Origin of the sequence: Sphingomonas sp. PP-CC-3A-396, assembly GCF_004343105.1 — a bacterium.
Taxonomy (GTDB): domain Bacteria; phylum Pseudomonadota; class Alphaproteobacteria; order Sphingomonadales; family Sphingomonadaceae; genus Sphingomonas.
This window is the reverse complement of record NZ_SLYF01000009.1, coordinates 32,406-57,991: the sequence shown is the minus strand read 5'-3', so window position 1 is coordinate 57,991 and position 25,586 is coordinate 32,406. Positions and strand designations below refer to the sequence as shown.

Annotated in this window: 19 protein-coding genes; 4 read left to right on the top strand and 15 right to left on the bottom strand. The window is 66.3% G+C overall.

What is annotated here, in order from left to right; all coding sequences use genetic code 11:
• Positions 1 to 69: 69 nt before the first annotated feature.
• The 6 genes from C8J40_RS16995 to C8J40_RS16970 form a co-directional block, all read right to left on the bottom strand.
• Positions 70 to 1,068 carry a FecR domain-containing protein gene (locus C8J40_RS16995; protein WP_132898031.1) on the bottom strand — a complete coding sequence of 333 codons (999 nt, stop codon included), beginning with the start codon at positions 1,066 to 1,068 and terminating at the stop codon, positions 70 to 72.
• A complete protein-coding gene (locus tag C8J40_RS16990) occupies positions 1,065 to 1,601 on the bottom strand; it encodes a sigma-70 family RNA polymerase sigma factor (protein WP_132898030.1) in 537 nt (178 codons plus the stop codon). The genes C8J40_RS16995 and C8J40_RS16990 overlap by 4 nt, the downstream gene beginning before the upstream one ends.
• 69 nt (positions 1,602 to 1,670) lie before the next feature.
• Positions 1,671 to 2,996 (bottom strand): MFS transporter, encoded by a 1,326-nt coding sequence (locus C8J40_RS16985; RefSeq protein WP_165911495.1) that lies wholly within the window; start codon positions 2,994 to 2,996, stop codon positions 1,671 to 1,673.
• On the bottom strand, positions 2,974 to 5,031 hold the full coding sequence (locus C8J40_RS16980) for a glycoside hydrolase domain-containing protein (protein ID WP_243693464.1): 2,058 nt from the start codon (positions 5,029 to 5,031) through the stop codon (positions 2,974 to 2,976). The genes C8J40_RS16985 and C8J40_RS16980 overlap by 23 nt, the downstream gene beginning before the upstream one ends.
• Positions 5,032 to 5,213: 182 nt before the next feature.
• Positions 5,214 to 6,368, bottom strand: coding sequence for a YdcF family protein (locus tag C8J40_RS16975; protein WP_243693463.1), 1,155 nt, complete (start codon positions 6,366 to 6,368; stop codon positions 5,214 to 5,216).
• Positions 6,365 to 8,908: a TonB-dependent receptor gene (locus C8J40_RS16970; RefSeq protein WP_132898028.1), complete on the bottom strand. Its 2,544-nt coding sequence runs from the start codon at positions 8,906 to 8,908 to the stop codon at positions 6,365 to 6,367. The genes C8J40_RS16975 and C8J40_RS16970 overlap by 4 nt, the downstream gene beginning before the upstream one ends.
• 113 nt (positions 8,909 to 9,021) lie before the next feature.
• Here C8J40_RS16970 and C8J40_RS16965 point away from each other — a divergent pair, with 113 nt between their 5' ends.
• Positions 9,022 to 10,140: an ROK family protein gene (locus tag C8J40_RS16965; protein ID WP_132898027.1), complete on the top strand. Its 1,119-nt coding sequence runs from the start codon at positions 9,022 to 9,024 to the stop codon at positions 10,138 to 10,140.
• Here C8J40_RS16965 and C8J40_RS16960 read toward each other — a convergent pair.
• From C8J40_RS16960 to C8J40_RS16950, 3 genes are all read right to left on the bottom strand, one after another.
• Positions 10,115 to 10,402: a hypothetical protein gene (locus C8J40_RS16960; RefSeq protein ID WP_132898026.1), complete on the bottom strand. Its 288-nt coding sequence runs from the start codon at positions 10,400 to 10,402 to the stop codon at positions 10,115 to 10,117. The genes C8J40_RS16965 and C8J40_RS16960 overlap by 26 nt on opposite strands.
• Before the next feature lie 10 nt (positions 10,403 to 10,412).
• Complete coding sequence (locus C8J40_RS16955) at positions 10,413 to 11,189, bottom strand: SDR family oxidoreductase (RefSeq protein WP_132898025.1); 777 nt, start codon at positions 11,187 to 11,189, stop codon at positions 10,413 to 10,415.
• Between the two features lie 88 nt (positions 11,190 to 11,277).
• Positions 11,278 to 12,837, bottom strand: coding sequence for a cellulase family glycosylhydrolase (locus tag C8J40_RS16950; RefSeq protein WP_243693462.1), 1,560 nt, complete (start codon positions 12,835 to 12,837; stop codon positions 11,278 to 11,280).
• 71 nt (positions 12,838 to 12,908) lie between these two features.
• Between C8J40_RS16950 and C8J40_RS16945 the strand changes: the two genes are divergently transcribed.
• Positions 12,909 to 14,003 (top strand): SMP-30/gluconolactonase/LRE family protein, encoded by a 1,095-nt coding sequence (locus C8J40_RS16945; RefSeq protein WP_243693461.1) that lies wholly within the window; start codon positions 12,909 to 12,911, stop codon positions 14,001 to 14,003.
• Between the two features lie 201 nt (positions 14,004 to 14,204).
• Here the strand turns inward: C8J40_RS16945 and C8J40_RS16940 are convergent, their stop codons facing one another.
• The 4 genes from C8J40_RS16940 to C8J40_RS16925 all read right to left on the bottom strand — a co-directional run bounded on the left by C8J40_RS16940 (position 14,205) and on the right by C8J40_RS16925 (position 22,067).
• Positions 14,205 to 14,678 (bottom strand): cupin domain-containing protein, encoded by a 474-nt coding sequence (locus C8J40_RS16940; protein ID WP_132898024.1) that lies wholly within the window; start codon positions 14,676 to 14,678, stop codon positions 14,205 to 14,207.
• Positions 14,675 to 15,781 (bottom strand): Gfo/Idh/MocA family oxidoreductase, encoded by a 1,107-nt coding sequence (locus C8J40_RS16935; RefSeq protein ID WP_132898023.1) that lies wholly within the window; start codon positions 15,779 to 15,781, stop codon positions 14,675 to 14,677. Before C8J40_RS16935 ends, C8J40_RS16940 begins: the two co-directional genes overlap by 4 nt.
• Positions 15,782 to 15,826: 45 nt before the next feature.
• Positions 15,827 to 18,856 carry a TonB-dependent receptor gene (locus tag C8J40_RS16930; protein ID WP_132898022.1) on the bottom strand — a complete coding sequence of 1,010 codons (3,030 nt, stop codon included), beginning with the start codon at positions 18,854 to 18,856 and terminating at the stop codon, positions 15,827 to 15,829.
• A 166-nt stretch (positions 18,857 to 19,022) separates the two neighbouring features.
• A complete protein-coding gene (locus C8J40_RS16925; RefSeq protein ID WP_132898177.1) occupies positions 19,023 to 22,067 on the bottom strand; it encodes a glycosyl hydrolase family 28-related protein in 3,045 nt (1,014 codons plus the stop codon).
• Positions 22,068 to 22,336: 269 nt separating this feature from the next.
• On the opposite strand from C8J40_RS16925, the gene C8J40_RS16920 reads away from it, so the two are divergent.
• Positions 22,337 to 22,864: a gluconokinase gene (locus C8J40_RS16920; RefSeq protein WP_132898021.1), complete on the top strand. Its 528-nt coding sequence runs from the start codon at positions 22,337 to 22,339 to the stop codon at positions 22,862 to 22,864.
• Positions 22,865 to 22,896: 32 nt separating this feature from the next.
• On the opposite strand, the gene C8J40_RS16915 is transcribed toward C8J40_RS16920, so the two are convergent.
• Positions 22,897 to 23,574, bottom strand: coding sequence for an FCD domain-containing protein (locus C8J40_RS16915; protein WP_132741607.1), 678 nt, complete (start codon positions 23,572 to 23,574; stop codon positions 22,897 to 22,899).
• Between the two features lie 43 nt (positions 23,575 to 23,617).
• Entirely contained in the window at positions 23,618 to 24,976 is a 1,359-nt protein-coding gene (locus C8J40_RS16910) for a gluconate:H+ symporter (RefSeq protein WP_132898020.1), read from the bottom strand.
• A gap of 293 nt (positions 24,977 to 25,269) precedes the next feature.
• Here C8J40_RS16910 and C8J40_RS16905 point away from each other — a divergent pair, with 293 nt between their 5' ends.
• A complete protein-coding gene (locus C8J40_RS16905) occupies positions 25,270 to 25,539 on the top strand; it encodes a LuxR C-terminal-related transcriptional regulator (protein WP_243643467.1) in 270 nt (89 codons plus the stop codon).
• Positions 25,540 to 25,586: the final 47 nt, after the last annotated feature.

Here is a 25,586-nt window from a genome sequence, read left to right as displayed (position 1 = left end):
CCTCTGCCGGGGTCGATCTGAAGGTAAAGACGCAACGCTCCGAAAATACCGAACCTGTTCGATCCGTTTTCAGCGGTATTTTTTCGTCGCGATCGTGATGCGGCCATCGGCGCGGCGATCGACCGTCACCGGAAAGCCCAATTCCAGCGCATCGAGGAACGGCTGGACGTCGCCGGTCCGGAACGATCCGCTGATCCGGACCGCACCGGCGCCGGCGTCGGCGATCGCGATCTGCGGCGTGCCATAGCGATTCATCTCGGCGACCGCGTGGCGCAGGCTCGTATCCTCGAACACGAGCCGCCCCTCGCTCCAGCTCGACAGCGCCAGCGCCATGCCGGGCACATGGCGCACCGATATGCCGGTGGCGGAGGCGGTCAGAACGTCGTCGGGTACCATCTTGACCGGCCTGGCCTGGCCTTGGCTGGTCGCGACGCTCACCAATCCCTCGACCAGCGCGACCTGTACGGTGCCTGGATCGAGCCTCACGTCGAACGCGGTGCCATGCGCGGTGACCGCGTGCGATCCCGCGACAACGACGAACGGTCGGGGCTGGTGCTTGGCCACCTCGAACAGCGCCTGGCCGCGTTCGAGCACGAGCCGCCGTTCGGAATCGCTATACGCGACGCGGACCCGGCTGTCGGTGTCGAGCGTCAGCCGCGATCCGTCGGTCAGCGTCACCATCAGGCGCTGGCCCGTTGCGGTGCGATAGATCGGGGCACTTGCGATCCGGCTCGCCGGCGCACCATCGTCGGCCAGCCGCAGCCACGCCAGCGGCGCGACCACCGCGGCACAGGCCGCCGCCGCCAGCAACCAGGGCGCGGTCCGGCGCGGGGCCCTGGGTGCACGGGCCAGCGCGACACGCGCCACCGTGGCATGGCGCAGCGCGAGCATGTCGGGATGATCCGCCAGCGCCGTGCTCGCCTCGCGCGCGTCGACGACCGTCTCGTATGCGACCTTGTGACCCGGCTGCGCGTGCCAATGGTCGAACTGCGCGCGCGTCGAATCATCCGATGCCGCATCCAGACGCTCGACCCACTCGGCAGCCTCGATCATCACGCGACCGTTCACGCGCGCCAGTCCTTCAAACGGTCCGCGACCTGCGCGAGCGCGCGCGCCTGATGCTTTTCCGCGGCGCGAGTCGAGATGGCCATGGCATGCGCGACATCGGCCATCTTCAATCCCTCCAGCATCCGCAGCACGAACACGTCGCGCGTGCGCTCGGGCAATTCGGCCAGCGCGCGGCGCAGCGCATCGGCGACCTGCCTGCTTTCCAAGACGCGGTCGGGGGAAAAATCCGAACCTTCGAGTGAAAAATCGTCGATCGGATCCGACAGTCCCGCGCCGCGCACCTGATCGCGTCGCGCCTGATCCTTAAGGACGTTGGCCGCCGTCACGAAGATGAAGCTGTCGCGCTGGCGGATGTCGTTGGGGTCGGTCAACCGGCTGAGGCGGAGGAACACCTCTTGCACGAGGTCGGGAACGTCGTGCGGAGCCGACACGCGTCGATTGAAGTAGCGGCTGAGCGGACGGCTATATTTCTCCACTAATGCCCGCAGGATCGTCGTCCTGTCGCCCGGTTCGGACGATCGTTCCCTCTCCATCCCCATGTCATCGGTCTAAAGGGTCCGTATCGGCCGTCAACATCGACCGAAGGGACGTCTTGCCTGTGCCTATCGATCCGACGCCCGGCTCCAGCGACTCAGACCCAGGACCAATGCAAAGCACAGCCCTGTGCCCGACAGCGGCACCGACCACGCCATCGTCATCAGCCGCGCGCCCTGCGCTTCAGTGAGCGGCGTGGCAATGGTCCAGCCAATCCGCGACAGGCCATGTCCGAGTAGCGCACCGCTGAGCCCACCGCCCGATTTCAGCGTGAGCAACAGCAACGCGACGGGAAGCCCTTCGAAGCGCATGCCGGTCTGGCGGTCCCCGTGATCGATCGCATCGGCGAGCGACGCCCAGATCATCATCTGCAACCCCGCATTGCCGACGCCGAACAGCGCGACACCGGCGATCGTCGATGCCGACCCTGTCGCGAACAGCGCCAAGCCGGCGGCGGTCGTGGCCAGCGCGATAGCAAGCACGTGGCGTTGCCCGATGCGCCGGGCGATGCTCATCCAGCCGGGCAGCGCGACGAGTTGCGAGAGCGCGAGGGTTGTCAGCGCCGTGCCGGTCCAGCTCGCATCATGGACTATGCCTTTGCCGATATAGGCGAAGGATTGGGCGAAAAAGGGCAGCGTCAGCGCCTGCGCGAAGCCAAGCGCGAGCAACAGCAGCAACGGCCGGTTGCCGAGAACCCAGGCGAGCGGGGCACGGGGGGCGGATATGTCCGGCACGACCGGCGATCGCGGTGCGGCAGCGGCCGAAACCCACAAGGTCGCGACATAGGTCAGCGCCGCACACCCGGTGACGACAAGGAGGGCATGGCCACCACCGGCGCGCGCCGGGTCGACGAATGTCCGCGCAAAATGCGCGACCGTGAGCGCCCCGAGGCAACTGAACATGTAGCGCAGTCCCGACACCGTGGTCGCCGCACTTGGCGATCGCGCCATCCGCATCATCAGCGCGTTGTGCGCAACGTCGCAGACCGAATAGGCGGTGCGGAACAGCAGCACGATCGCGAGCGCCCAGACGAAGATTGCCCTCCCGCGCCAGCCCGGATCGACGAAGAACACCGCGAAAAATACGCCTACGACGGGCGCGCCGACGAACAGCAGCCGGCGATACAGGCCGAGCCGGTCTGCGGAACGATCGACCAGCCGACCAAGCAGCGGATCGCACAGGCCGTCCCAAACCAGGCCGACCATCACCACCAGGCCGGCAGCGGCGGGCGATACGCCCCAGCGTTCGGTCAGAACGAACAGCAGGAAGAAGTCCATCGTCGAGGCGAGGACGTTCTTGCCGAAGTTTCCGCTCGCATAGCCGGCCAGCCGTGCCCGGTGGACCGGGCGATCGACGACGTCCGTGGCAACTCTAGCGGCGGCGGCTTGCTCCATCGTTCGGGGTCTTAGCGCCGGTGTCTTGCAGTTGCGGGACATTTCGGACGGTCGTGATGACCAGCGTGCCGCCGCGGAGCAGGTCCGCGTGCCGGACGCGAAAGTTCGGGAGGGTTCGTCCGTTCAGGTTGGCCTTCGCGATCCGGCCATCCACCGGGCCGGCGCGCTGGATCGTCAGCGTGCGGCCGTTGCCGAGATCGATCGCGCTTCGCGCGAACGCCGGAGTCGTCACGACGTACCACGGCTCGCCCGGCACCAGCGGATACAGGCCGAGCGTCGCGAACACGTACCACGCGGTCATCCCGCCGGCATCGTCGTCCATCCCGTCGGCAAAGCCCTGCGGCGACAGCGCGAAGCTGGGGCCGACGAACGGGACCGGCAGCTTGCCGCTGTTGGTATAGGGGTGCGCGATCGGCTTGGTCAGGATCGTCTGGACGAGGTCGGCGGTCGCCTGCGGCTGGCCCAGCGCGGCGAACATCCATGGCACCTGAATGTCGGGCTCGTTGGTCATGTTGAACAGGCCCGCATCGAAGAAGTGATGCAGTTCGCCGAGCAGGCGATCGCAACCGACCGTCGCGGTCATCCACGGCAGGTCGAAGATCGGCGCCCAGCGATATTGCCACAAGGTGCCCTGATACAGCCCGCGCGCTTTGACCACGTCACCATCCGCGCCCGGCGTCTGGAACACCGATCGCCACATCGGGCGGTAGCTTTGCGCCTTGGCGGTGAAGGTCCGTTCGAGGTCTGTGCGACCGAGATCGCGCGCGAGTTCGGCGGTTGCCCAATCGTCATACGCGGCTTCGATCTGTTCGTCCGGCGTGCCGCGCTTGAGCGTGTTGCTGTCCGCCGCCATTCCCGCCAGCGCGGCGGCTGCGTCGAACGCGATGCCTTTGCGATGCATGTCGAGCAGCGCGATCCCGGCATGTTCGGTGCGGACCGTCAGGAAGGGTTCGTGGGGGGTGGACCATTGCGCTTTACCATTCGCATAGAGCGCGACCAGCGACTGCGCGATATCGGCGCTGCGCTCGGGCTGGAGCAATGCGAGCAATGGCATCTGGGTACGGTAATTGTCCCATAGCGACCAGTTGGCGTAGCGCGTCCGGCCCTTTGGCGAGGTCTGCACAGTGCCGCTATTGTCGCGGTGGCGGCCGTCGGGATCGTCGATCGCGACCGGGGTTTCCATGACCCGGTAGAGCGAGGTGTAGAACAGCGCGCGCTGGTCTCTAGAGCCGCTGAGCACGACACGGCCGAGGATGCGGTTCCAGTCGGCGCGCGTTTCGCCTGCGACGGCGGCGAGGGATTTGTTGCCGACTTCCGCGTCGCGAACCGATGCCGCGCCGCGTCCGTCGACAGTGGATAGCCCGGTACGGATCTCGATCGCGTCGCCCGCTTTGCCGGCGATGTGGAGCGTCGCCAGATCTTTCGCGCCGGCGGTCAGCGTCTGGTGGATCGACCGTCCGTTAACGAGAATCCGGCTGGCGGTGTGGAGATGATAGGCGCCCTGGTCGCAGACCGTGCCTGCGACGAGGTCGGCGCGGAGGTCGTCGCTGGCGAGGCTGCCCCAGCTAGCGGACAGGCGTTTCGAATAGCTGTGGCGCGGGTCGATCCGCAGGTCGACCGCGCCGGCGCGAGGTAAGGTGAAGCGCAACACGCCCGCACCCCGCGTCGCCACCATCTCGGCGAGGATCCCGCCATCGTAGCGGACACGGTAGATGCCGGGCCAAGCTGTTTCGCTGCGCTTGTCGATCAGTGCCGGGCCGGTCTGGCCAGCATAGCGCAGCGAGATCATCAGGTCGCCGCCTGCGCCGCCGCAGCCGACTCCGACGCCGCGGGTGTGCGAGAAGCCGAGCAATGTGGTCGCGGCATGGTCGTAGCCGGCGTGGTTGGCGGGGCTTGTGTCGGGGCCGAGCTGCATTATGCCGAACGGGGCGACGGCGGCGGGGGAGAGTTGGCCGAAGTCGGCGAGCGTGCCGACGAAGGGGTCGACTAGGTCTGCGGGGGTTTCTTGTGCGGTCAGGGCGGCGGGGGTCGCCAAGATGGCTGCGAACAGAAAACCAGCCTTACAGCGGCGCCTCCCCGGCGAAGGCCGGGGCCCAGGAGGAAAGGTCGATGTAACCGAGCGCGGCCCTCCGTTGGCGACGTTTCCCAACTGGGCCCCGGCCTTCGCCGGGGGGGCGGCAGGGGTACTTACAGGGATCGGGCGTCTGAAATATTCGCTCATGGATCGAGAGGATCGCGCGGATCTTGGCGTAGGGATAGCCGTGACGGCTGAAATTCCAGGTCGTACGCTGACAGTCGCCGCCCGACCGCACCCGGTAGATAGCCCAGTTCCGTGCGGTTGCGGTCGGTGAAGGTCTGGCTTTCGATGTATTTGCTCTGCTCGGCGTCGGTCACGATCAGCGTCGGCCGATCGAGCGGAATGCCGAGCGCCACCATCCGCCGCGTCGCGTTGCGCAGGTTGGTGGTCGTGTGCCGCGCGTACGGCTCGAGGATGACGCGGTCGGCGGGGATACCATAGCGCTCGATCAGTGCGCGGCGGATCTCGACGGCTTCGACGAACCGCGTGCCGCGCGGATGCACCGCGCTGCCCGAGACGAGGATGAACGGTGCGAGACCCTGGCGATAGCGTTGCGCGGCGAGCAGCGCGTGGAGCTTGCTGCGCGGGCTGAGTTTAGTGCTCGTATCTTCAGGACCGACGCCGGGGACGATCAGCAGCGAGTAGCGGAACGCCTTCCAATCGGTCCGCGCGGCAAGTGTGCGTGCGCCTGCATTCTCGCGCTGGTCGAGCGGTTCGAACCGCGTCGCCGCCGTCGCATCGTTGGCATCGAGCAACGCCACAGCCAACCGCACGCTGGCCACGATGGTCGCGGGCGGCGCATCGGACGCGGCGCGCGCGGTATCGATCGCGACCTTCACGCTGTCGGCGAAGAACGGCGTGTCGGTGGCGAAGATCGGGCCGTCGATCTTGGGATAGCGGCCCTGCAAGCCGAGGCCGTAGACCCGCAGCACCACGTTCAGCGCTTCGAGCTCCTGGTCGAGACCGACTGCAACTGGCAGATCCGCATTCGTCTTGATCGACCGCAGAGCGCCGGTCTTGGCCACCCTTTCCGCCATCATCGCCCGGTCCTGATCGGTCCAGATCGTCGCCTCGATCACGCACGCGGGTACGTCACCGCAGGCAGCAATCCGTCGCGCCCGCGTATCGAGCGTCGCTGTCGGCAACCGCCCCAGCGCGCCGAGCATCGGGAAGAGTCGCTCCGACAACGTGTCGACCACCGTGTCGCTGACCGCCACCGGTGCGGACGTTTCCGCCCACACCGGAGCCGCCGCCGTCATCGCCAGCGCCGCTATCACCATGCGCAAGCCCGTCACCAGGACTTGCTGACCACGAGGCGGACGTTTCGACCGAAGATCGGGCGGCCGTAGATCGCATCCGCGGTACCTTGGCCGCTCAACTGATCGGTGCGCGTGTTGCCCTCGGTCAGGCCCTTCGCGTTGAACAGATTGTCGCCGACGACCTGCATCTGCCACGTGTCGTGCGTCAGCGTGAGCCCAGCGCCGACCGTCTGATACGAGGGCAGGGCGGTGTTGTTGAAGAAGTCGACATAGCGTTTGCCGGTATATTCGTAGCGGCCGTACAGCTGTACCGAATTGCCCGCGACGTCGAAGTCGACCGAGGGGCGGATGTTGCCGTAGATTTTCGGCTCGCGGACGATCTGGTTGCCCTCGACGTCGCCCGCGCTCGCGCCGTTGGCGTTGACGAGGCTCTTATACTGCGGGTCGCTGATCGTCAGCGCGCCGGTGACCGCGAAACCGTGCGGCAGCGCGAGGTTGCCGTCGATCTCGATGCCCTTGATCTCCGCCTTGCCGACGAACGGCACCGACTGGTCGTTGCGGCCGGTGACCGGGTCGAGCGCGACGAACGACGCGTTGAGCGGATTGTAGCGCGTGTAGAAGCCGATCAGGTACAGATACGACCGGCCGAATGCGGCCTTCAGCCCGACCTCATACTGGTTCGCCTTCGAGGTGATGATCGTCGGGTTGATCTGATACGTCACCTGCGTCGACGGCGGCGTTTCGAGATGCGACGCGCGGGCGTACGCGCCGAGATGCTGCGTGACGTCGTAGTTGATCCCGCCGGTCCAGTTGGTGATGCTCGGGCTCAGCTTCGAATTGATGATCTGCCCGGTGAACGCGCGGACCGCATTGTCGGCGAGCGTGGTCGGGTCGCCAAGGTTTGCGGAGGTCGTCGCGAAGGCATAGCCGTTGAAGCTGTAGCGTTCGTGACGGACGCCGCCGTCCAGGGTCAGGCCCTTGGTCAGTTCCCAGGTGTCGTTGGCGTAGAGCGCGTACATCTTCGCGTCGGTGTTGCCGCGGTTGAGCGTGGTCGTATAGCGCAGCACGCCGTTGTCGGTGATCGAACCGACCGCCTGGCCCGCGGCGTTGTACGCGATCAGATCGAGCGTCCGCGGCTTGCCCTTCACCTCGAGCAGATAGTCCTGATACGCGACCTCGTTGGTCTCGCCGTACAGGCTGCCATACACGCCGACGCGGAGATCATGCGTGCCGAACCCGGTCGCGATCGAGCGTGTGACGCTTAGGTCCCCTTGCGTCGAATAATATTTCGAGACGACGTCGCGGAACTGCGCGGGGACGACGAGGCCCGAGGCAGTGCTCGGGTCGTAGACTTCGGCGCCATTGGTGCCGGCGATCGCATAGCCGAGCCGGGTGACGCCCGCGCCGAACGCGGTACGTGCCGCGGTCAGGTTGCTCGCGGCATAGGCGTTGGCGTCCGAGGGGTTGCTGGTCGAATACAGCGCGTTGAAATGGAGCTTGCCGACGCTGACGCCGCCCTTCGCAGCGACCTTCCAGCCGTCGTAATCCGCGTCGTACTGGACGCCGACGTTGCCGAACTGCGTGTGGCGCCCATTGCCGAGATCGGCGTCGACGTTGCGCGTCGTGCCGTCGGCCTCGCGGAAGCGGATGTTGGCGTTGCGCAGCGCAGGCGAATTCATCGTGCCGCTGAAGAAGTCGATATACTGGTTGAGCGACTTGCTCGGATCGCGCGGGTCGGCGGTCGGGATCGGCAAATAGAACACGTTGTGGTCGTTCAGGTAATTCCCCGACACCCGCAGCGAGCCGTTGCTGAAGTCGTGCTTGATGTTGGCGCGGACCTGGCCACCGCGATCGTTGGGGAAGCCGTTGTCGCGGTAGCCGTCGTGGCGGCGCAGGAACCCGCCGATCGCGTAATAGGTCGAGTCGTCGATCGGGCCGGCTTGATAGCCGTCGAGCCGGTAGAGGCCGGTGTCGCCGAGCGTGACCTGCGCCTTGCCGCGCGTCGTATCGGTGCCCGACACGGTGATGTTGTTGACGATCGCCGCGGCATAGCTCGCATAGACCGGGGCAGGGCCACCGCGCACGACCTCGACACGCTGCGTCATCAGGTCGAAGCGGTTGATGCTGTCGCCGCGGAAGAAATTGCCGTCATTCTCGTGGAACAGCGGCAGGCCGTCCTGCTGAAAGGTGACCAGGCCGCCGTCGCTCGGCAGGCCGCGCAGGCGGATGATGTTCTGGACCTCGCCGCCGGTGTTCTCGACTGCGAAGCCGGGGAGCTTACCGAGCAGGTCGGCGAAGTTGATCGGCGCGAGCTTCTGGATGTCGGCGTTGCTCAGCGAGTTGACCGCGTAGGAGACGTCGAAGCGGCGCTGCTGGCGAGCCGAGCCAGTAACGATGATGTCGCCGCCGCCGGCGTCAGGCGCCGCGGCGTCGGGTGCGGATGCTTCCGGGACCGCTTCGGCCGGGGGCGTGGCGGCAGGCGGCGTGGTGGGGGCGGTCTGGGCCCAGGCCGGCGACTGCGCGGCGATGCTCAACGCGAGAATGGCGCAACCCGTGCGCAAGCCAAATTTGGTCATCTGTTCGTCCCCAACCCTGTTCGTTGCCACGCCGCTGGACGTGGAATATGACGATTTTAATTAATTTCACGAAATAAACTAATCGACTATCGGGATCAGCGAGGGAGCAGGCAATGGCCTATGCCAAGCTGAGACTGGACGATGACGAGCGGCGGATCATGCAGGTCCTGCGCTCGGTCGGTGCACGATCGCGCAAGCAGCTCGCCGGCGATCTCGCGATGAGCGCGTCGAAGCTGACGCGGCTGTCGAGCAACCTCCTCGCACACGGACTGATCGAGGAATGTCCGAGTTCGGAGCCGGTGACGCCCGGTCGGCCCGCCGTGCCGCTGCGGATATCGCCCGACGCCGGCTACGCGGTCGGTGCGATGCTCCACCGCGGGCTGATGGAGGTGGCGCTCGTCGACTATGCGGGCGGGGTGATCGCACACAGCTCGCAACCGTTCGACGATCCCGATCCTTGCGTGTTCGCCGCACGCGTCACGGCTTCGATGCACGCCATGGCGATCGAGAACCGGCTGCTCGGGCGGCGACTGCTGGGCGTCGGGATCGGCGTTCCGGGCTCGTCGCTCTCGCCCGAGGGGAATCGGCGCTGGACCGTCGACAGCCTCGGGGCATGGCGTGGAATCGATCTGAAGACGCTGTTCGAGGAGCATATCGGTCACCGGATCTGGATCGAGAACGATGCCAATACCGCGGCGCTGGCGGAATATTATGTCGGCGGACTGATGCGGCGCTGCTCGACTGCGGTGGTGATCCTGCTCGGCCATGGGATCGGCGCGGGGATCATCGTCGAGGGGCGGATCCTGCGCGGCGCGATGGCGAGCGCGGGGGAGATCGGCTGTCTCTATCCCAACGACCGGCCACGCCCCTCGACGCTCGACCTGTTGATCACGTTGCGTGAAGCCGGTTGCGAGATCCATTCGCTGGTCGATTTCGAGGCGGTGGTCGCTGGGTATGAAGACGTCGTCGACGCCTGGGTCCGGCGCGCCGCCAGCCAGATCGCACCGATCATAAACTGGGGGCTTGCGTGGATCGATCCGGGCGAGTTCGTGATCTCAAGCCCGCTGCCGAACCGCATCCTGCGTGCGCTCGTCGAGCATATCGACTTCGGCGCGATGCACATCGGCGATCATGTCAGCGGCGTGCCGATCATCTCGGTGTCCACGCTGGAGGGTGCCGCCGCGACGATCGGTGCGGCACTCCTGCCTATCCACGCGACGGCGGTGGCGTGAGCCGCACCGGATCGGGCGTGTAGCCGAGTATGAAGGCGATCACGGTTTCGGCGGGCATCTCGCAGGGGCGTAGCACGGGCCGGTCCGCCAACCTGTAAAGGTTGAAACTGATCCGTGCGTTGCCGCCCAGGTCTTCGCCCCAGACCCAGCACCGCCGACGATCCGCCGAAAGATCGAGCGTGACGCCCCAGCGACGGCCAGCGAACAGACCCTCGCTATAGCCGTTCGGCAGCCGGTCGAGCGCAGCGAGAAACGGATCCATCGGTGCCGTATCAGAGCGTGTCGATCACGCCGCCATCGACGCGCATCGCCGCTCCCGTAGTGGCGGAGGCAAGCGGCGAGGCTAGATAGACGACCATGTTCGCGACCTCCTCGACCGTGGCGGCACGGCGGATGATCGAGCTTGGTCGATGCGTCTGCACGAACGTCGCGGCGACCTCGTCGATCGGCTTGCCGGTCTTGGCGCGCTCGTCCTCGAGCATCGCCTCGACGCCTTCGGACAAGGTCGGACCGGGCAGCACCGAATTCACCGTCACGCCGGTGCCCGCCATCCGCTTGGCGAGGCCGCGTGCGAGCGCGACGTCGGCGGTCTTGCTGACGCCGTAGTGGATCATCTCGACGGGAATGTTGAAGGCGGATTCGGACGACAGCAACACGAGGCGTCCCCAGCCGTTCGCCGCCATGCCCGGCAGGTATGTACGGGCCAATCGAACGCCGGCCATCACGTTGACCTGCCAGTGCCGGTCCCAGGTCGCGTCGTCGACGTCGAAAAAGTCGGCGGGTTGGAAGATACCGAGGTTGCTGACAACGATATCGGCGTGCGGCACCGCGGCGACGAGCACGTCATGACCGTCGGCGTTGCCGAGGTCTGCGGCCACCCCGCGCGCATTGCCGCCGATCTTCTCGACCGCCATGTCGACCTTCGCCTGCGTACGGCCATTGACGATGACGGTCGCGCCCGCCCGTGCGAGCCCTTGCGCGATGCCGAAGCCGATGCCTTCGGTAGAGCCGGTGACGAGCGCGGTCTTGCCGATAAGATCGATGCGCATGACGGTGTCCTGTGGTCTGTGCGGGGTGGTGCTCCAATCCTCGAACGCGACGAAAGTGTCCGACTGCTCCGGCTGGGCCGTACTCGGTTCAGGCCGGTGTCAGCTCGATCATCACGACATCGTGATCGCGCATCGGCAGGTTGATCGTCGCCTTGCCATCGGCGCGGACCCGAAGCGTGCTGGTGGTCGGCAAGTCCCGCGTCGCTGCCTGCAACTGTGCAAGCTGTGCCCCGGTCAGCACCGCCGGCCTGCCCATTTCGAGATACGCGGTATAGGCGTCGTTCTGGCGAAAGCCGGTGCGGCGTACCGTGACGCGGTACGATCCCGGCTTCAGGTTGCCGAGCGTGATATCGAGCGGCGCCGCGGCGGCGGGAACGCGGATTTTGGTGAAGAACGGGCGATTGCTCACGGGCTGGTCGGGCAGGACGTCGCGCCATGCGAGCAGCTGGATCGTCCGGCCCTTGATCGCGGCGATGCTCTGGGCGTCGCCGGTCGGCACTTCACGGTCGCCCAGCTCGGCGAGGTATTTATAGGCGAACCACGTCGCTTTGCGCACACCCTGCGGCGTCATCAGCCCGAAGCCGCCCTCGAACGGCTTGGCCTGCGGCCCGGGTTCCTCGAACAGGTCGCTGAACGTCCAGTAGCTCATGCCCTGCGCCAGCCCCTCGGTGCGCCGCAGCTTCGACAGCACATAGGCCGCGCCGAGATAATCGTCGTGGATCGGATCGCGCGGATTGTAGCTGGTGCTCCATTCGGTGAAGAACAGCGGCAGTCCGGGGCGGCCGGCGGCGTCGATCTGCGCGCGCACCGCGCGAACGTCCTTCACGACGGCATCGGGATCGCGCGACAGCTTGTTGTCGCCTTCGCCCTTCTCGTCGAGAAAGCCGCCCTCGACGCCGTAGGTATGCGTGCTGACGAAATCGACCGGGACCGCATTGGCTTTCGCATAAGCGAGAAATTCGGGCACCCAGCCAGCGCCTGCGGTTGCCGGTCCACCGACGCGCAACGCCGGGTCGATCGCCTTGATCGCGCGCACGGTGCGTTTGTAATAGTCGAAATACGCGGTTTGATCGGCGCCTTCCCAGAAGCCCGCGAGATTGGGTTCGTTCCAGAATTCGAAATACCAGCTGCGGACTTCCTTGGCACCGTAGCGGTCGATCATGTGGCGCGTGAACGCATCGACCAGCGCGGTCCATTTCTCGGGCTGCGGATGCGAGGTGTTGCCCTTCCAGTAGAAGATCGTCTGGTCGGACGTCTTCATCGCATCGGGGGTAAAGCCGAGTTCGACGAACGGCTTGAGCCCCATGCCGAGCAACCGGTCGTAGAGCCGATCAAGCTTGCGCCAATCATAGACCGGCTTGCCGTTCGCCTCGCGGTACACGCCCAGCTGGTCCGCGAAGACATTGTGGAAGCGGATATAGCGGAAGCGCAGGTCCTTCTGGACGAGCCCGAGCTGCGCCAGACTGTCCTCGCGTTGCAGCGTGCCGGGAAAATCGGCGCCGATGGAAAGCTCGGCCATGCGGTCGCGGGGCGTCGTCGGTGCCTGTACGTCGACCGCGATCGTACGCGCGGTGGCCGCGAAGACCGGGCTGGCGAGAATGACGCTGACTCCGAACGCCGTGGCGTATCCCCATTTCGGTATCGACACAGTGATCCTCTCGCTTTTATCGTCGCATCTTGGGCGATAGCGCTACCAAGTGCAACGCGGAGGATGACGGCATGACGTGGGAACCAACCGGACAGAGTCGTTCGTCGTCCGAAGTGCGTAACGGCCTCGCGCTGGATCGACGCAGCGTCATGATCGGTGGACTGGCGCTGCTCGGCTCCGCGCGCGCCGCGACGGCTGGCGCTGCGGAGGCGCGTGCCGTCGTCCCGCGGATCGTCCGTCTGTCGCCGGTACTCGACCGCATGATCGCGCCGAACGCGGTCATCGAGACGATCGCCACCGGGATTCGTTGGGCAGAGGGGCCGTTGTGGGTCGAAGCCGGCCAAGACTCGGGATCGTATCTGTTGTTCTCCGACCCCGCGGCCAATATCGTCCGGCGCTGGCGCAAGGGTGGCCGTGCGATGCCGTTCCTCGATCCGTCCGGCGCCGGTGGAACCGATCCCAAACGCGTCCGAGAGCCGGGCGCCAATGGTCTTGCGCTCGATCGTGCGGGCAAGCTTCTGATCGCGAACAGCGGCGGCCGCTCGATCGACCGCGTCGATCTGGTCACGCGCCGTCGCGAGGTGCTGATCGACCGGTATCGCGGCAAGCGCTTCAACAGCCCGAACGACCTGCACGTCGCGCGCGACGGTGCGATCTACTTCACCGATCCGCCTTATGGACTGGTCGACGGCGACGCCTCGCCGGACAAGGAGATGACGGTCAACGGCGTCTATCGCTGGACGCGGGACGGCGGTGTCGAGCTGCTCGACGGCGGACTGACGCGCCCCAACGGCATCGCGCTGTCACCCGACGAGCGGCGGCTCTACGTATCGGTATCGGACGAAACCGCGCCCCGGATCATGGTCTATGATCTGGATTCCGCGGGGCGGCCCGGTAACGCGCGGGTCTGGCTTGATGCGAAACCGATGCAGGCGCGCGGTGGCGCGGGTCTGCCTGATGGCATGAAGGTAGCGCGCGATGGCACGCTGGTGTGCTCGGTGCCGGGCGGGATGATGATCCTGACGCCCGAGGCCGAACCATTGGGGCTGATCTCGACCGGGGCGCCGATCGCGAACTGCGCGTTCGGCGAGCGGGGGAGGGCGCTGTACCTGACTGCGAACGACCGCGTCCTGCGCGTGCCGCTGCGCCGCGGTTGGTGGGGGTGAGTCAGACCCTCCGAATCCCCCCCGGGCGGGGGACGATCGGTCGGCGGCAGCGTGTATTTCATAGCAACCTGACATTCCGCCGACCGTCATCCTGACGAACGTCAGGACCCAGGGTTACGGAGGCCAGCGCTCATGGCTCTGGGTCCTGACGTTCGTCAGGATGACGGGCCTTCGGCTCCGGCAATCATTTCCGACCTGCGCCTACCGCCGCACGGGGAGCTTCGTGCCGAGCAGTACGAGGCGGCCGCCGGTGATGCCGAACCAGTGCGGTACGCCCGCCGGGATCAGCATGACGTCGCCCGGCTTCAACGTGCGCGTGGTGCCGCCGACGATGCGGTCGCCTTCGGTGAGGTCGGGCTTGACGGATTTTGCTGCCTCTAGCGTGCCACCCGATATCAGCGTCCCGGCACCGGCGATGACGATCGCGTATTCGGCCTGGTCCGGATGCACTGCCGGGCGTCCCGGGGTCTTCCAATATTCGAGCGCGGCCACCGTTTCGCCGTCGCGCACCAAGGGCTGCCACGCAAAGCCCTGTCCGGGTTTCATGGCTTTCGCCATCGCTGCGACCTGCGAGGTCACTTCGGCACCCGATGCGAAGGCAGTGGGATCCGTGGTCTGCGCCGTTGCAGCAACCGACACGAGGGCGAGGGCAACGGCCACCAGACGCGCGATCATGCGCGACCGTCCAGGCGGATGGTCCGCCCTTCGCGCGCGGAACGGTAGATCGCCTCGACGATGCGCATGTCGCGCAGGCCCTCTTCGCCCGACACGATCGGTTCGCGCCCGGTGCGGACGCAATCGACGAGGTGATCGAGTTGCCCCGCGAACTGCGTCTTGCCGGGGCCAGGCGGCGGCGTGACCGCGCGCTCGCGGCCGTCCTTGCCGACCCACATCTGGTTGCCGTCATAGCGCGTTGCCGGCTCGAGCTCGATCCGGCCGGCGTCGCCCATCAACAGGATGTGGTTCTGGTTGGCGCTGTACATCGACTGGCATCCGGCGATCGCGCCCGAGGGGAATTCCAACGTCCAGTCGATCATGTCCTCGACCTCGGTAAAGCGGGGATCGCGGCGGTCGGTGGATTCGCGGGCGGTCACCGCGACCGGTTCCTCGCCGGTCATGTAGCGTGCCGCCTGGAGGCTGTAGATGCCCATGTCCATCAGCGACCCGCCGCCCGACAACGCGCGCTTCAGCCGCCATTTCGACGGATCGCGCTGGACGAAGCCGTGCTCGGACCGGACATAACGGATTTTCCCCGCCGCACCGGTATGCGCCAAGCGCATCGCCTCGAGGTTATAGGCCTCGAAATGGCAGCGATAGCCGATCATCAGCTTGCGGTTCGCGGTCTTGCACGCGGCGATCATCGCCTCGCATTCCGCGACCGAGACCGCCATCGGCTTTTCGCACATCACGTGCTTGCCCGCCTTCGCCGCGCGGATCGTGTACTCGGCGTGCAGCGCATTGGGCAGGCAGACATAGACGATGTCGACATCCGGATTGTTTCGGATCGAGTCGAAATTGGCGTAGGAATAGACCGCGCTGGCGGGCAGGCCGTGCTCGGCGGCGACCCGCTTCGCCTTGACGGGATCGCCGCTGACCACGGCGGCCAGCCGGCTGTGCGTGCAATTGGCGAACTGGGGTATGATGACGTCGAGCCCGTACGAGCCGAGCCCGACGATCGCATAGCCGAGCTTGCGGTCGGGCCGCCCTGCGCCGCACGCCGCCGAACTCAGCGCAAGTGCGGCGGCGGACAGGATGATATCGCGTCGTGCAAAATCCATGAATAGAGCGTCCCGGCGTTTGGAAGGATAGGCGATCCGGACCCGTCAGAACCGCGCGCGCACGCCGATCCGGTAGAACCGGCCCAATGTGTCGTACAATGCCGGGTTCACGTCGAGCCCCGTATTGGTCTGTGGCGACGGTTCGGGATCGTGATCGAACAGATTGTCGACCTTGAAGAACATGCTGACCTGCTTGGTGACGTTCAGCGCGCCGCCGACGTCGAAGTAGAACGCGCCCTTCATCTTATTATAGTCGATCGTCGGGTTGTTCGCGGTCGATACCGGGCAGTTGCCGGGCTGGCAGACGACATATTGATGGCCGATCACGCCATCGCTGAACCAGCGCTGCTGCAGCGTGAGACTGAACTGATCATTGTCGTAGCTTTCGGTCGCGAGCCACTTCCAGTCGGGGGTCGCACCCGAATTGGCACCCGCCGTATCCACGGGAATGGTACCGGGCAGGCCGGGATCGGTCACGTACTTCATGACGTGGGTGGCAAGCGCCCGGACCGTGAAATTGCCGTCGATCCCGAGTGGTTTGCGCCACTGATAGCTGCCCTCGATATCAAAGCCGTTGGTCTTGATCGACGCCAGGTTGAAGGACTGCACGTTGACGAAGTTCGGCCCGGCGGTGTTCTGAAGATTGAACGCGCTGCAGGTGTCCGTGTTGCCCTGGAAGCAAAGATTGACGATCTGCGCCGCGGTCAGGCTGGAGACGACGTCCTTCAGCTTGATCGTGTAATAGTCGAACGACAGGCTGAGCCCCGGCAACCATGTCGGCCGCGACAGGACGATGCCCGCCTCGGTGCTGCGCGCGATCTCGGGGCGGAGCGCCGAATTGCCGATCGTGTTCTGGATGATCAGCACCTGCGTGTTGCGGAACGGATCGGTGAAGTTGGGGACGGTCGTGGTGGTCGGCGCGGCGAACAGCTCCGACAGGTTCGGTGCGCGGACGTCGCGCGACGTCACCGCGCGCAGGCGGAAGCCGTCGAGCGGCGTCTCCCACGTGCCGCCTACCTTCCAGGCATAGACCACGCCCGAGGTCGAATAGCGCGTCGCGCGGCCGGCGGCGTTGACGTTCGCGCGGCCGAGCGTCTTCGAGTCGAGGATCGGCAGGTTCATCTCGAGGAAGCTTTCGAGGACGGTGTATTTGCCCGTGCCGTTTTTGTAGTTGCCCGCGTACCAGTTGCTGCCAATCGTCGAATTGAGGTTCGGATCGCTGGGGTACAGCGTCGAATTCGGGCTGATCGCGGACACGCCTGCGCCGTAAGGGTCGGCGTTGACGCGGTAGAATTCGCGGCGCCATTCGATACCCGCGGCCAGCGCCAACGGGCCTGCCCACAAGGTGATCGGCTCGCCCGAGATGCTGCCGGCGGCGGCATCCTGCGTCTGCTTGGTATGCTGGAACGGCCCCGCTGCGGGGGTGATATAGGCGAGCGCACCCGCCGACGGCGTGGTGCCGCCGAAGATGTTGATCGGCTGGCACCCGGCGGCGCGCGCGGCCGCATCGGCGCAGACGATCTGGCCGTTGATCCGCGTCGCGTTGATCGCCTGGTTGTAGCGTCCGGTCAGGCTGACATTGTCGACGTTGATGTCGGTGATGTTGATGCCGTGCTCGTACGATGCGTCATAGGTCCAGCTGGTACCCAGCAGATCGGACTTGCCTTTCAGGCCCCCGACGAAGCGATATTGCCGGCGATCGGTGTTGACCTGGATGTTCGGCAGTATCGCGTTGCTGAGGCCGTATTGGAAATTGGTGATGCCGTTCGCCGCACAGGCTGCCGAGATCGACGCGGGCAGATACGGGTTGGCGCACTGGATGGTCAGCCCGGTCTTGGATGCGCCAGGATTGGGCTGGTTGTGCGTCTTCACCTGCGCGACGTTGGCGGTCATGTAGACCTCCATGTCGGGCGCGACGTCGTAGCTGATGCGGGTGTAGCCGTTGAGGCGCTGGATCGCGGATTGCAGCGACGTGCCCGATCCGACATGCCCCGACTGATCGCCGCCGACGCAGAAGCCGACATAACAGCCGGTGACATTGCCCGCCGCATTCTTCGACGGCACGCCGTTCGAGCCGTACTGGAACTGGAACGGCTGGCCGTTGGCATCGAACGCGGTGCCTTGCAGCGGCCCCGCGCTGATCAGGCCGTATTTGGTGTATTGATAGGCCTGGCCGTGGTCGCGGTAGAGAAGCTGCGGCGAGCCGTTGTTGCGGATGCCGGTGTCGACCAAGGTCGTCGCGCGGTACCAGTCGCGGCTGCCGGCGAGGTCCTCGCCGAAATTGCCGGGGCCGACGCCCTGCTCCTTCGAATATTCCCCGCTCAGGATGACGTGGAGCTTGTCGTTGGCGAAGCTCTTGCCGACCGCGGCCTGGAACAGCACCTGGCCGTCATCGCCGTATGTGGTCACGCCGGTCTGGACGTTGGCCTTGAACCCGGTGAACTTGGTGTCGGTGATGAAGTTGATCACGCCGCCGACCGCGTCCGAACCATAGGATGCCGAGGCGCCGCCGGTGACGATGTCGACGCGCTTGATCAGCAACTGCGGGAACTGGCTGATATCCGGCACGCCGGTGACGTTGGCGCCGACGACGCGCTGGCCGTCGAGCAAGGTCAGCGTGCGGATCGTGCCGAGGCCGCGCAACGAGAACGAGCTCAACCCCTGCGATCCGCTCGACGTGCTGAAGGTGCCCGTGGTGGCACCGGTCGAGCCCTGCAGCGAGGGCAATTGCGCCACCGTCGTGAAGATGTTGGGTTGCGCGTTCTTGAGGATCTGCTCCTCGCCGATCACCGTCGTCGGAGTCGGCGCGTTGAAGCCGCTCGACGTGATGCGCGTGCCGGTGACGACGATGTCGCTAACCGAGGCGGGAGCCTGCGCGTCACCGGCAAGGCTGGCGGCGGAGGCTTGCGGCGCAACCGGATCGGGTGTCGGCTCGGCCTGATCGCTGAGCGGGGCAGGCGGCGGTGCGACGGTCTGGGCCGATACAGGCGTACAGGCCAGCACGGTCGCCAGCGCGACCAGGCTGGTAGCGATACCATCAAATCGTCCAAACGACAGTCGGTCGCGCGTCGCCATTGTCATCGATCCATCCCCTGTGCCCACGGTACGTGCCGGTGATCCGGCTTGTCAGTCCATCGTGTCTACCGGGGTCTACCGCATCGCGACCGGCGCGGCATCTACGACCAAGGTCGCAATCCGCGCCCTATCGACGGAGCACAGGGTCGCGAGGGAAGGGCGGGGCTCAGGGGCGGGCGGTATAGAGCGCGTGATGCGTCAGGATGAACAGCGTGCGGCTGTCCTCGCCGCCGAACAGCAATTGCAGCGGGCGGTCGGGCACGTCGATCCGTCCCTGCTCGCGGCCGTCCGCCGCGTAGACGAAGACCTGACCATTGGCGACGTAGACGCGACCGTCCGGCCCTGCCACGACGCTTTCGCCGCCACGCGAGGCGAACGGTTTCAGGTCGGTGATCGCGCCACCGCTCCCAAGCAGCCCGCTATAGGTTCGATCCTCCGATCCGTTGACCAGGTACAGACGGTCGCCGACGCGTCCGGTGACGAGCCCGTAGGTGTCGAGCGTATCGGAAAAGCGCCAGCCAAGATGATCGGCCGGCCCCTGTTGCCAGACCCGGTAGGCGGGCAGGGCGAGGCTGCCGTCGGCCGATACGTATTCGAGCGGTTTGGCGACCCCGACATCGCGTGCAAACATATCCGCCAGGGTCGTGAAGTGATCGCGCGTCGCGTCATATTGATCGCGGAACTCGCCATTGTTCCATACGCTCCCGGGCAGCACGACCCGCGCGTTGGCGTGGGTCCCGACCGGCGTCGGCGTGATGACCTTGATCGCCTGCGGAGCCTCGGGTCGTAGGCCGTATACCGTCGCGGCCGGTCCCGCCGACGACAGCACCAGCAAGCCCCCTGATCGGTCCACCGCGAGATTGACGGGATCTAGCGGCGCATCCGCGACGATCGACAGACCCTCCGTCTCGGACCAGCCATGGATCCGGTGGAACTGGCGATCGACGAAGTACAGCTTGCCCTTCGCGTCGACCGCGCCGCCGCCCAGCGAGTAGAAGCCGTCCGCAACCTTGCGGACGTCTGCCAAGGGCGGCGCGGCGGCGGGGATTGGTGCGGTCGTGACGTCGAGCACGGCAAACTCGCGTTCGCGCATCACGCGACCCTTTGTGATGTCGACGATCGCATTCTCGTACGGATATTTGCTCGCACGCAGATAGGTCCCGCAGCCGTTCGCGTCGCACGTCGAGAAGCCGCTTTCGGCGTTCACATGGACATTGCGGAAACGAATGTCGGTCGATCCGTACAGGGTCACCGCCGCGGGTGCCGGTTCGAGCGACCGCGTCACGCGGTAGGCATGGAGGTTGGCAAACAGGATGTCGCGCGAATTGCGCACCTCCAGCGCGACCGCGGCGCGGCTTTCGCCGGCTTCCTCCTCGGTTTGCGGGGCGAGGAACTGCCAGTTGCGGACGCCGTCGAGGACGATCTCCGCCCGCCGGTGATGCTCGGCCGACATCTGGTATACATAGCCCGGCGTGCTCGTGTTCGAGACGTGGAGCCCGGCCTGCGCGTAGGTGTTCGGCGTCCACACGCCATTGAACGTGCCGCCGCCGCCATCCGTCACCCACAGGCTCGCATATTGCCCGTCCCAGCGCTTGGCCGGATCGAGGTCGGCGGTATGCGTCGCGTTGTAGGGATCGAAGCGAGTGCCGTCGGCGCGAAAGCTGCCATGCCCGCCGCCGAACTTGACGTCGTCGACCAGCGACTGTTCGCCGGCGCGCCATAGCAAGGCGGTCGCGCGCGGATTGCGTCCACCGGTCGACAGCCCGAGCCCGGAAACGATCGCCGCGCCGCCTTTCGCGCTTTCGATCAAGGCACGGGCGCTACCGACGCCGCGATAGGCGGGGCTGTCCTCCGCGAGCACGATCTGCGTCAGGCTGGGGTGAAGGCCGATCAGGACAGTGTCGGCGCGTAGCTTCAACGTATCGGTGACGCGGTAGAAGCCGGCGGGGAAATACAGCACGCGGTGCGTATCGATCGCGCGCTGGAGCGCCGCGGTATCGTCGCTGGCATCGTCACCGCGGGCACCGAGATCCTTGACGCTCGTCCAGGCCGAGACCGGCGGCAATGCACGGATCGCCGGTTTGCGCGACGGCGCAGACGAGGACAGAGGCTTCGGATCGAACCGTGTCGCAAAACTCCCCGTGCTACCCAGTGCGGGCAGGGTCAGTCCGGCGGTAAATTCGCCGACTCGGTATCGTGCCGGCGGACCTGCCAACGTCCGACCGCTGTCGCGAAACTGTGCGAACACCGGTGTCGCGTTGGCCACGGCGTTGTCGAAACCGATCTGCGTATAAGCGCTGCCTTCGTTGCTGATGATGATACCGGCCTTGGTCACGCCATCGAACCGGACGTCCTTGCCCCACAGCCAGTCGCCATAGCCGCGGTCGATGTCGATCCCGACGGGCGTGTTGCGGAACACCGTGTTGACCAGAGTGAGCCCCGCTTCGTGTTCGCGGATACCGGCGTCGCGCTGGCCATCGAAGACCGAGTCGAGCAGCGTGTACTGCCAGGCGGGGGAGGTCTTTTCGGTCAGGATCCCGTACCGCCCGCCATAAAAACGCAGGTCCTGGCCGAGATTGCCGACCTGGTAGATCCCCGCGAGCGCCGAGCCGAGGTGGAAATCGATATGGCTTAGAAACGCATGCTGTGCCGCATGCGCGCGGACTGCGGTGGCAGCGGGATTGCCGTCGCCGATCACGAAGTCGATATTGGACAGCGCCGAATAGAAGGTGCCCGAATTCGCATCGGCGATATCGGGCGCGAACGGAACGCTGGTCGGTGGCGGGACCGCCACGGGTGGCGCAGCGCGCGCGCCCGGCGGTGGCGGCAAGTTGCCGGTGAACATGACCATGCTGCCAACGCCACGCTGGAAACCGGGCGTTGCGCTGGCCAGCACGAGCACCGGACGCGTCTTGCCGACCCCGAACAGGCGCACGCCGGGACGCAGGTACAGGGTACGGGTGATCCGGTAACGCCCGGCGGGAAGGAACACGAGGCCGCCGGCACCGCTGCCTTTGGTCGCCGCCGCGGCGGCATCGATCGCGCGCTGGATCGCCGGGCCGTCATCGGTGACTCCGTCGCCGCGGGCGACGACGGTGATCGCGCGCGGATCGCTGGGGGCGGTCGCGTAGATCGATCGCGACGGCACGGCGAGGGCGCTTGTGGAAACGCTCGCGAGCAGCAGCGCCGCTGCCACGCGCGGCAGGGCCATGAGCCCCGGAAAGGGCATGATCGCAGGTCTGGCCGTCATCATCGGTCCCTTTCGGCGTGCGCGTGAAGTTTCGGCACATCATGCCCGATAGGCGGTCGCGTCGGCTAGGACGACTGCGACAAAGGTCGTAATGGCCAAGCCCGTTGCGCCGTCCGATAGCGTCGTAGCGGGACAGTCGACGAGGGCGCGTGGTGCAAGCAGAGCGAGATACTTCCGGAAATCCGCATGACGGCCTTGGCAGGGGCATTCTTGGCAGGGGCATTGTCGTCATGGGCGTCAGCGGCAGCGGTAAATCGACGCTGGCGGCGTATTTGGCGGAAAGGCTTCATTGCCCGCTGCTCGAAGGCGATATGTTCCACACGCCGGCAAGCATCGCCAAGATGCAGTCGGGTCATCCGCTCGACGATGCCGACCGCTGGCCGTGGCTCGACCGCCTCGGGGCTGCACTCGGCGACGCTGCGCTGGGGGCTCGGACCGAGCAAGGTGGCCTCGCGGTGGCCGCTTGTTCCGCCCTGAAACGCAGTTACCGCGAGCGTCTGTCAGCGACCTCTGCCGTGCCGCTGTCGTTCGTGCTGCTCGATACGATGCCCGCGGAGATCGCGCGTCGGCTTGCCGCGCGGTCCGGGCATTATATGCCGGCAAGCCTGCTCGACAGCCAACTCGCTACGCTCGAGCGGCCGGCAGCTGATGAAAACGCGCTGATCCTCGATGCGGGCCGGACGCCGGATGCGCTGGCGACAGAGGTGCTGGCCTGGCTTGGGATCGCGGCGCCCCTGCAGGAACAGCGGCGCGGCTGACCTGCGCACCGAACGAACCAACGGGCACCGCATCACGGCATCAGGCGCTTGCGCCCCTGTGACAAATGCCAGCGCATCGCGAGCGCGGCGCCGTCCGCATCTTCCGCACGGATCGCCTCGACGATCGCGTCATGCTCGTCCATCATCGCTCCGATGACCTCGGGCGGGCGCGAGCGGGAGATATCGACGCCGGCACGCAGGATCCGCATCACCTCCTCATGGAGATGGTCGAACACCAGCAGGAACGCGGCGTTGGCGGTCGCCTCGACGATCGCGCGGTGGAGAACCCAGTCCTCGTCATGCGCGGGCGCGTTCGACAGCAACGCGCTGCGCAACGCCTCCAGGGCGCGCTCGATCGCCTCGAGCTGATGATGCGATCGGCGCGATGCCGCGAGCCGCGCGGCCTCCGCTTCCAGCACGAACCGCACTTCATAGGTGCCGAGCGTCGTCGCCAGCGCATCCATCGGCATGTGCGTGCCGAGCCGTTCTGATGGGCGGCGCTTGACGTACGACCCCGCACCGCGCCGCGCCTGGGTGATCCCGTCCGACGCTAGCCGGGCCAGCGCCTCGCGGACGATCGTCCGTGACATCCCGAAGGTCGCCGCAAGCTGTGCTTCGGAGGGCAGCCGATCGCCGACCGCAAGCTTGTCGTCGGTGATGATCCGGACGATCGCCGTATAGGCGCGATCCGCGAGCCGTAATTCGGTCACGACCGCATTTCCTGCAGTGGCATATACCCTGATCCCGGCATCGTCAGACGACATAGCTCAGCGCCATCACCAGCGCGAGGCCGACCACCGAGATCGCGGTCTCGAGCAGCGACCAGGTGCGGAACGTGTCCGCGGTACTGGTCCCGACATAGCTTTTGACCAGCCAGAAGCCCGGATCGTTGACGTGGCTGAAGAATACCGACCCTGCGCCGATCGCCAGCACGACCAGCTCGGGCGACACCCCCGAACTGGCGACGACGCCGGGCATGATGCCGACCGCGGTGATCGTCGCCACCGTCGCCGAGCCCGCGGCGAGCCGGATCGCGACCGCCACCAGCCAGCCGAGCAGCAACGGCGAGATCGCGTACATCATCACCGTCCGCGCGAGCAGATCGGACAGGCCGGCGGTCACCAGCACCTGTTTCAGCGCACCGCCGGCACCGATCGCGAGCAGGATCGCGCCGGCCGCGCCCATCGTCTCGTGCCACACCGCATCCTGGATCGCCGCCTCGCGCAGCCGCCTCCCGAACAGCAGCGGCAGCGCAAGCAGGTTCGTCAACAGCAGCGCGACGACCGGATTGCTCGCCGCGACCAGGCCGGGCGCGCCCTTCAGCGTCGGGATCATCTGGCCCAGTTCGCCGGTTGCGATCAGCACGACCGGCAACAGCACGATCACCAGCGACAGCAGCCGCGAGGGCGTGGCGATCGCCAGTCCGGTATCGCGCAGCACCGGCGATGCCAGCCGCACGCCGCGGGTGGTGAATTTCGCCAGCAACGGCCCGGCGACGATCGCCGTCGGGATCGCGATGAGGATTCCGTAGAGCATCGTCAGCCCGAGGTTCGCGCCGAGCGCCTCGACCGCAAGCAGCGGGCCCGGATGCGGTGGCACCAGCGCATGCACCACGCCGAGACCCGCCAGCGCGGGCATGATCAGCCGCAGCTTGGCCTGATCGCGCGCGGCATCGCTGGTTCCCGCGGTCATCGCGGACATTTCCTCCGCAGCCGCAACGACGATCGGCAGTAGCAGGACCAGCCCGGTCTCGAAGAACAGCGGCAGTCCGATGACGATCGCGATGCCGAGCGTCGCCCATGGCGCCGCGCGGGTGCCGGTCAGGTTCAGCGCGCCCTTGGCAAGCGACGCGGCGGCGCCCGACAGATGCAGCATCGCGCCCAACGACAGCCCCAGCGCGACGACCAGACCGGTGCCGCCGATGATGTCGCCAACGCCCTTCTGGACCGCCTTGGCGACGTCCGGCAGCGGCAGTCCCGCCAGCAAACCGACCGTGAAGGCGCCGCACAACAGGCCGATAAAGGGATGCAGTCGTCCGCGGACGATCATCACCACGGCAAGCAGGATTCCCGATAGCGCGGCAATGATCAGCCTGAGGTCGCCGCCGATCATCGGCGAAGATCCTCGGGTCGTACGAGACGCGTGCATGGTGGCGACATCGGCATCCTTCCCTGCGATCCGACGGCGTGTTCACCTGTCGAGTAGACCCGATCTGTAGGACAGGTATTTGCGATCTGCCAACAGAAAAGGCTTGATACGGCGATGAACAGCGGAGCATAGTATAAACCTGTCCAACCGAATCTGTATAAAGCGGAGCGGCGGATCGAAAACTACGAGCTTGTTACCGCGGCTTCAGACTGCGGGAGAAGACGGCGGCGTCACAGCCGAAACAGTGGAGGATGATCATGGAAGCGACTGTTCGGGACGATTACCGATCCCTGCGCGGCAATGCCGCTCCAGCACTGGCGACGCGCCCCCCGCAACTCACCCCGACCCAGATCAAGGTCCTGCGCGGCGTCCATTCGGGACTGCTCAACAAGCAGATCGCCTATGATCTCGGGATCGCCGAGGCGACCGTGAAGGCACACATGACCGCGCTGATGCGCAAGCTGAACGTGCGCAATCGCACGCAGGTGGCGATCGTCGCGCAGACCCTGGTGCTGCACCCCGCCTGATCGACCTGCGCCACAAGTCGAGCGCGCGCGTGCGCGTGCGCGCATCC

Bases quoted from the DNA above. Each gene is read 5' to 3' on its own strand.
- C8J40_RS16990 (WP_132898030.1), bottom strand. From the start codon at position 1,601: ATGGAGAGGGAACGATCGTCCGAACCGGGCGACAGGACGACGATCCTG.
- C8J40_RS16985 (WP_165911495.1), bottom strand. From the start codon at position 2,996: ATGGAGCAAGCCGCCGCCGCTAGAGTTGCCACGGACGTCGTCGATCGC.
- C8J40_RS16970 (WP_132898028.1), bottom strand. From the start codon at position 8,908: ATGACCAAATTTGGCTTGCGCACGGGTTGCGCCATTCTCGCGTTGAGC.
- C8J40_RS16965 (WP_132898027.1), top strand. From the start codon at position 9,022: ATGGCCTATGCCAAGCTGAGACTGGACGATGACGAGCGGCGGATCATG.
- C8J40_RS16960 (WP_132898026.1), bottom strand. From the start codon at position 10,402: ATGGATCCGTTTCTCGCTGCGCTCGACCGGCTGCCGAACGGCTATAGC.
- C8J40_RS16955 (WP_132898025.1), bottom strand. From the start codon at position 11,189: ATGCGCATCGATCTTATCGGCAAGACCGCGCTCGTCACCGGCTCTACC.
- C8J40_RS16945 (WP_243693461.1), top strand. From the start codon at position 12,909: ATGACGTGGGAACCAACCGGACAGAGTCGTTCGTCGTCCGAAGTGCGT.
- C8J40_RS16940 (WP_132898024.1), bottom strand. From the start codon at position 14,678: ATGATCGCGCGTCTGGTGGCCGTTGCCCTCGCCCTCGTGTCGGTTGCT.
- C8J40_RS16935 (WP_132898023.1), bottom strand. From the start codon at position 15,781: ATGGATTTTGCACGACGCGATATCATCCTGTCCGCCGCCGCACTTGCG.
- C8J40_RS16930 (WP_132898022.1), bottom strand. From the start codon at position 18,856: ATGGCGACGCGCGACCGACTGTCGTTTGGACGATTTGATGGTATCGCT.
- C8J40_RS16925 (WP_132898177.1), bottom strand. From the start codon at position 22,067: ATGGCCCTGCCGCGCGTGGCAGCGGCGCTGCTGCTCGCGAGCGTTTCC.
- C8J40_RS16920 (WP_132898021.1), top strand. From the start codon at position 22,337: ATGGGCGTCAGCGGCAGCGGTAAATCGACGCTGGCGGCGTATTTGGCG.
- C8J40_RS16910 (WP_132898020.1), bottom strand. From the start codon at position 24,976: ATGATCGGCGGCGACCTCAGGCTGATCATTGCCGCGCTATCGGGAATC.
- C8J40_RS16905 (WP_243643467.1), top strand. From the start codon at position 25,270: ATGGAAGCGACTGTTCGGGACGATTACCGATCCCTGCGCGGCAATGCC.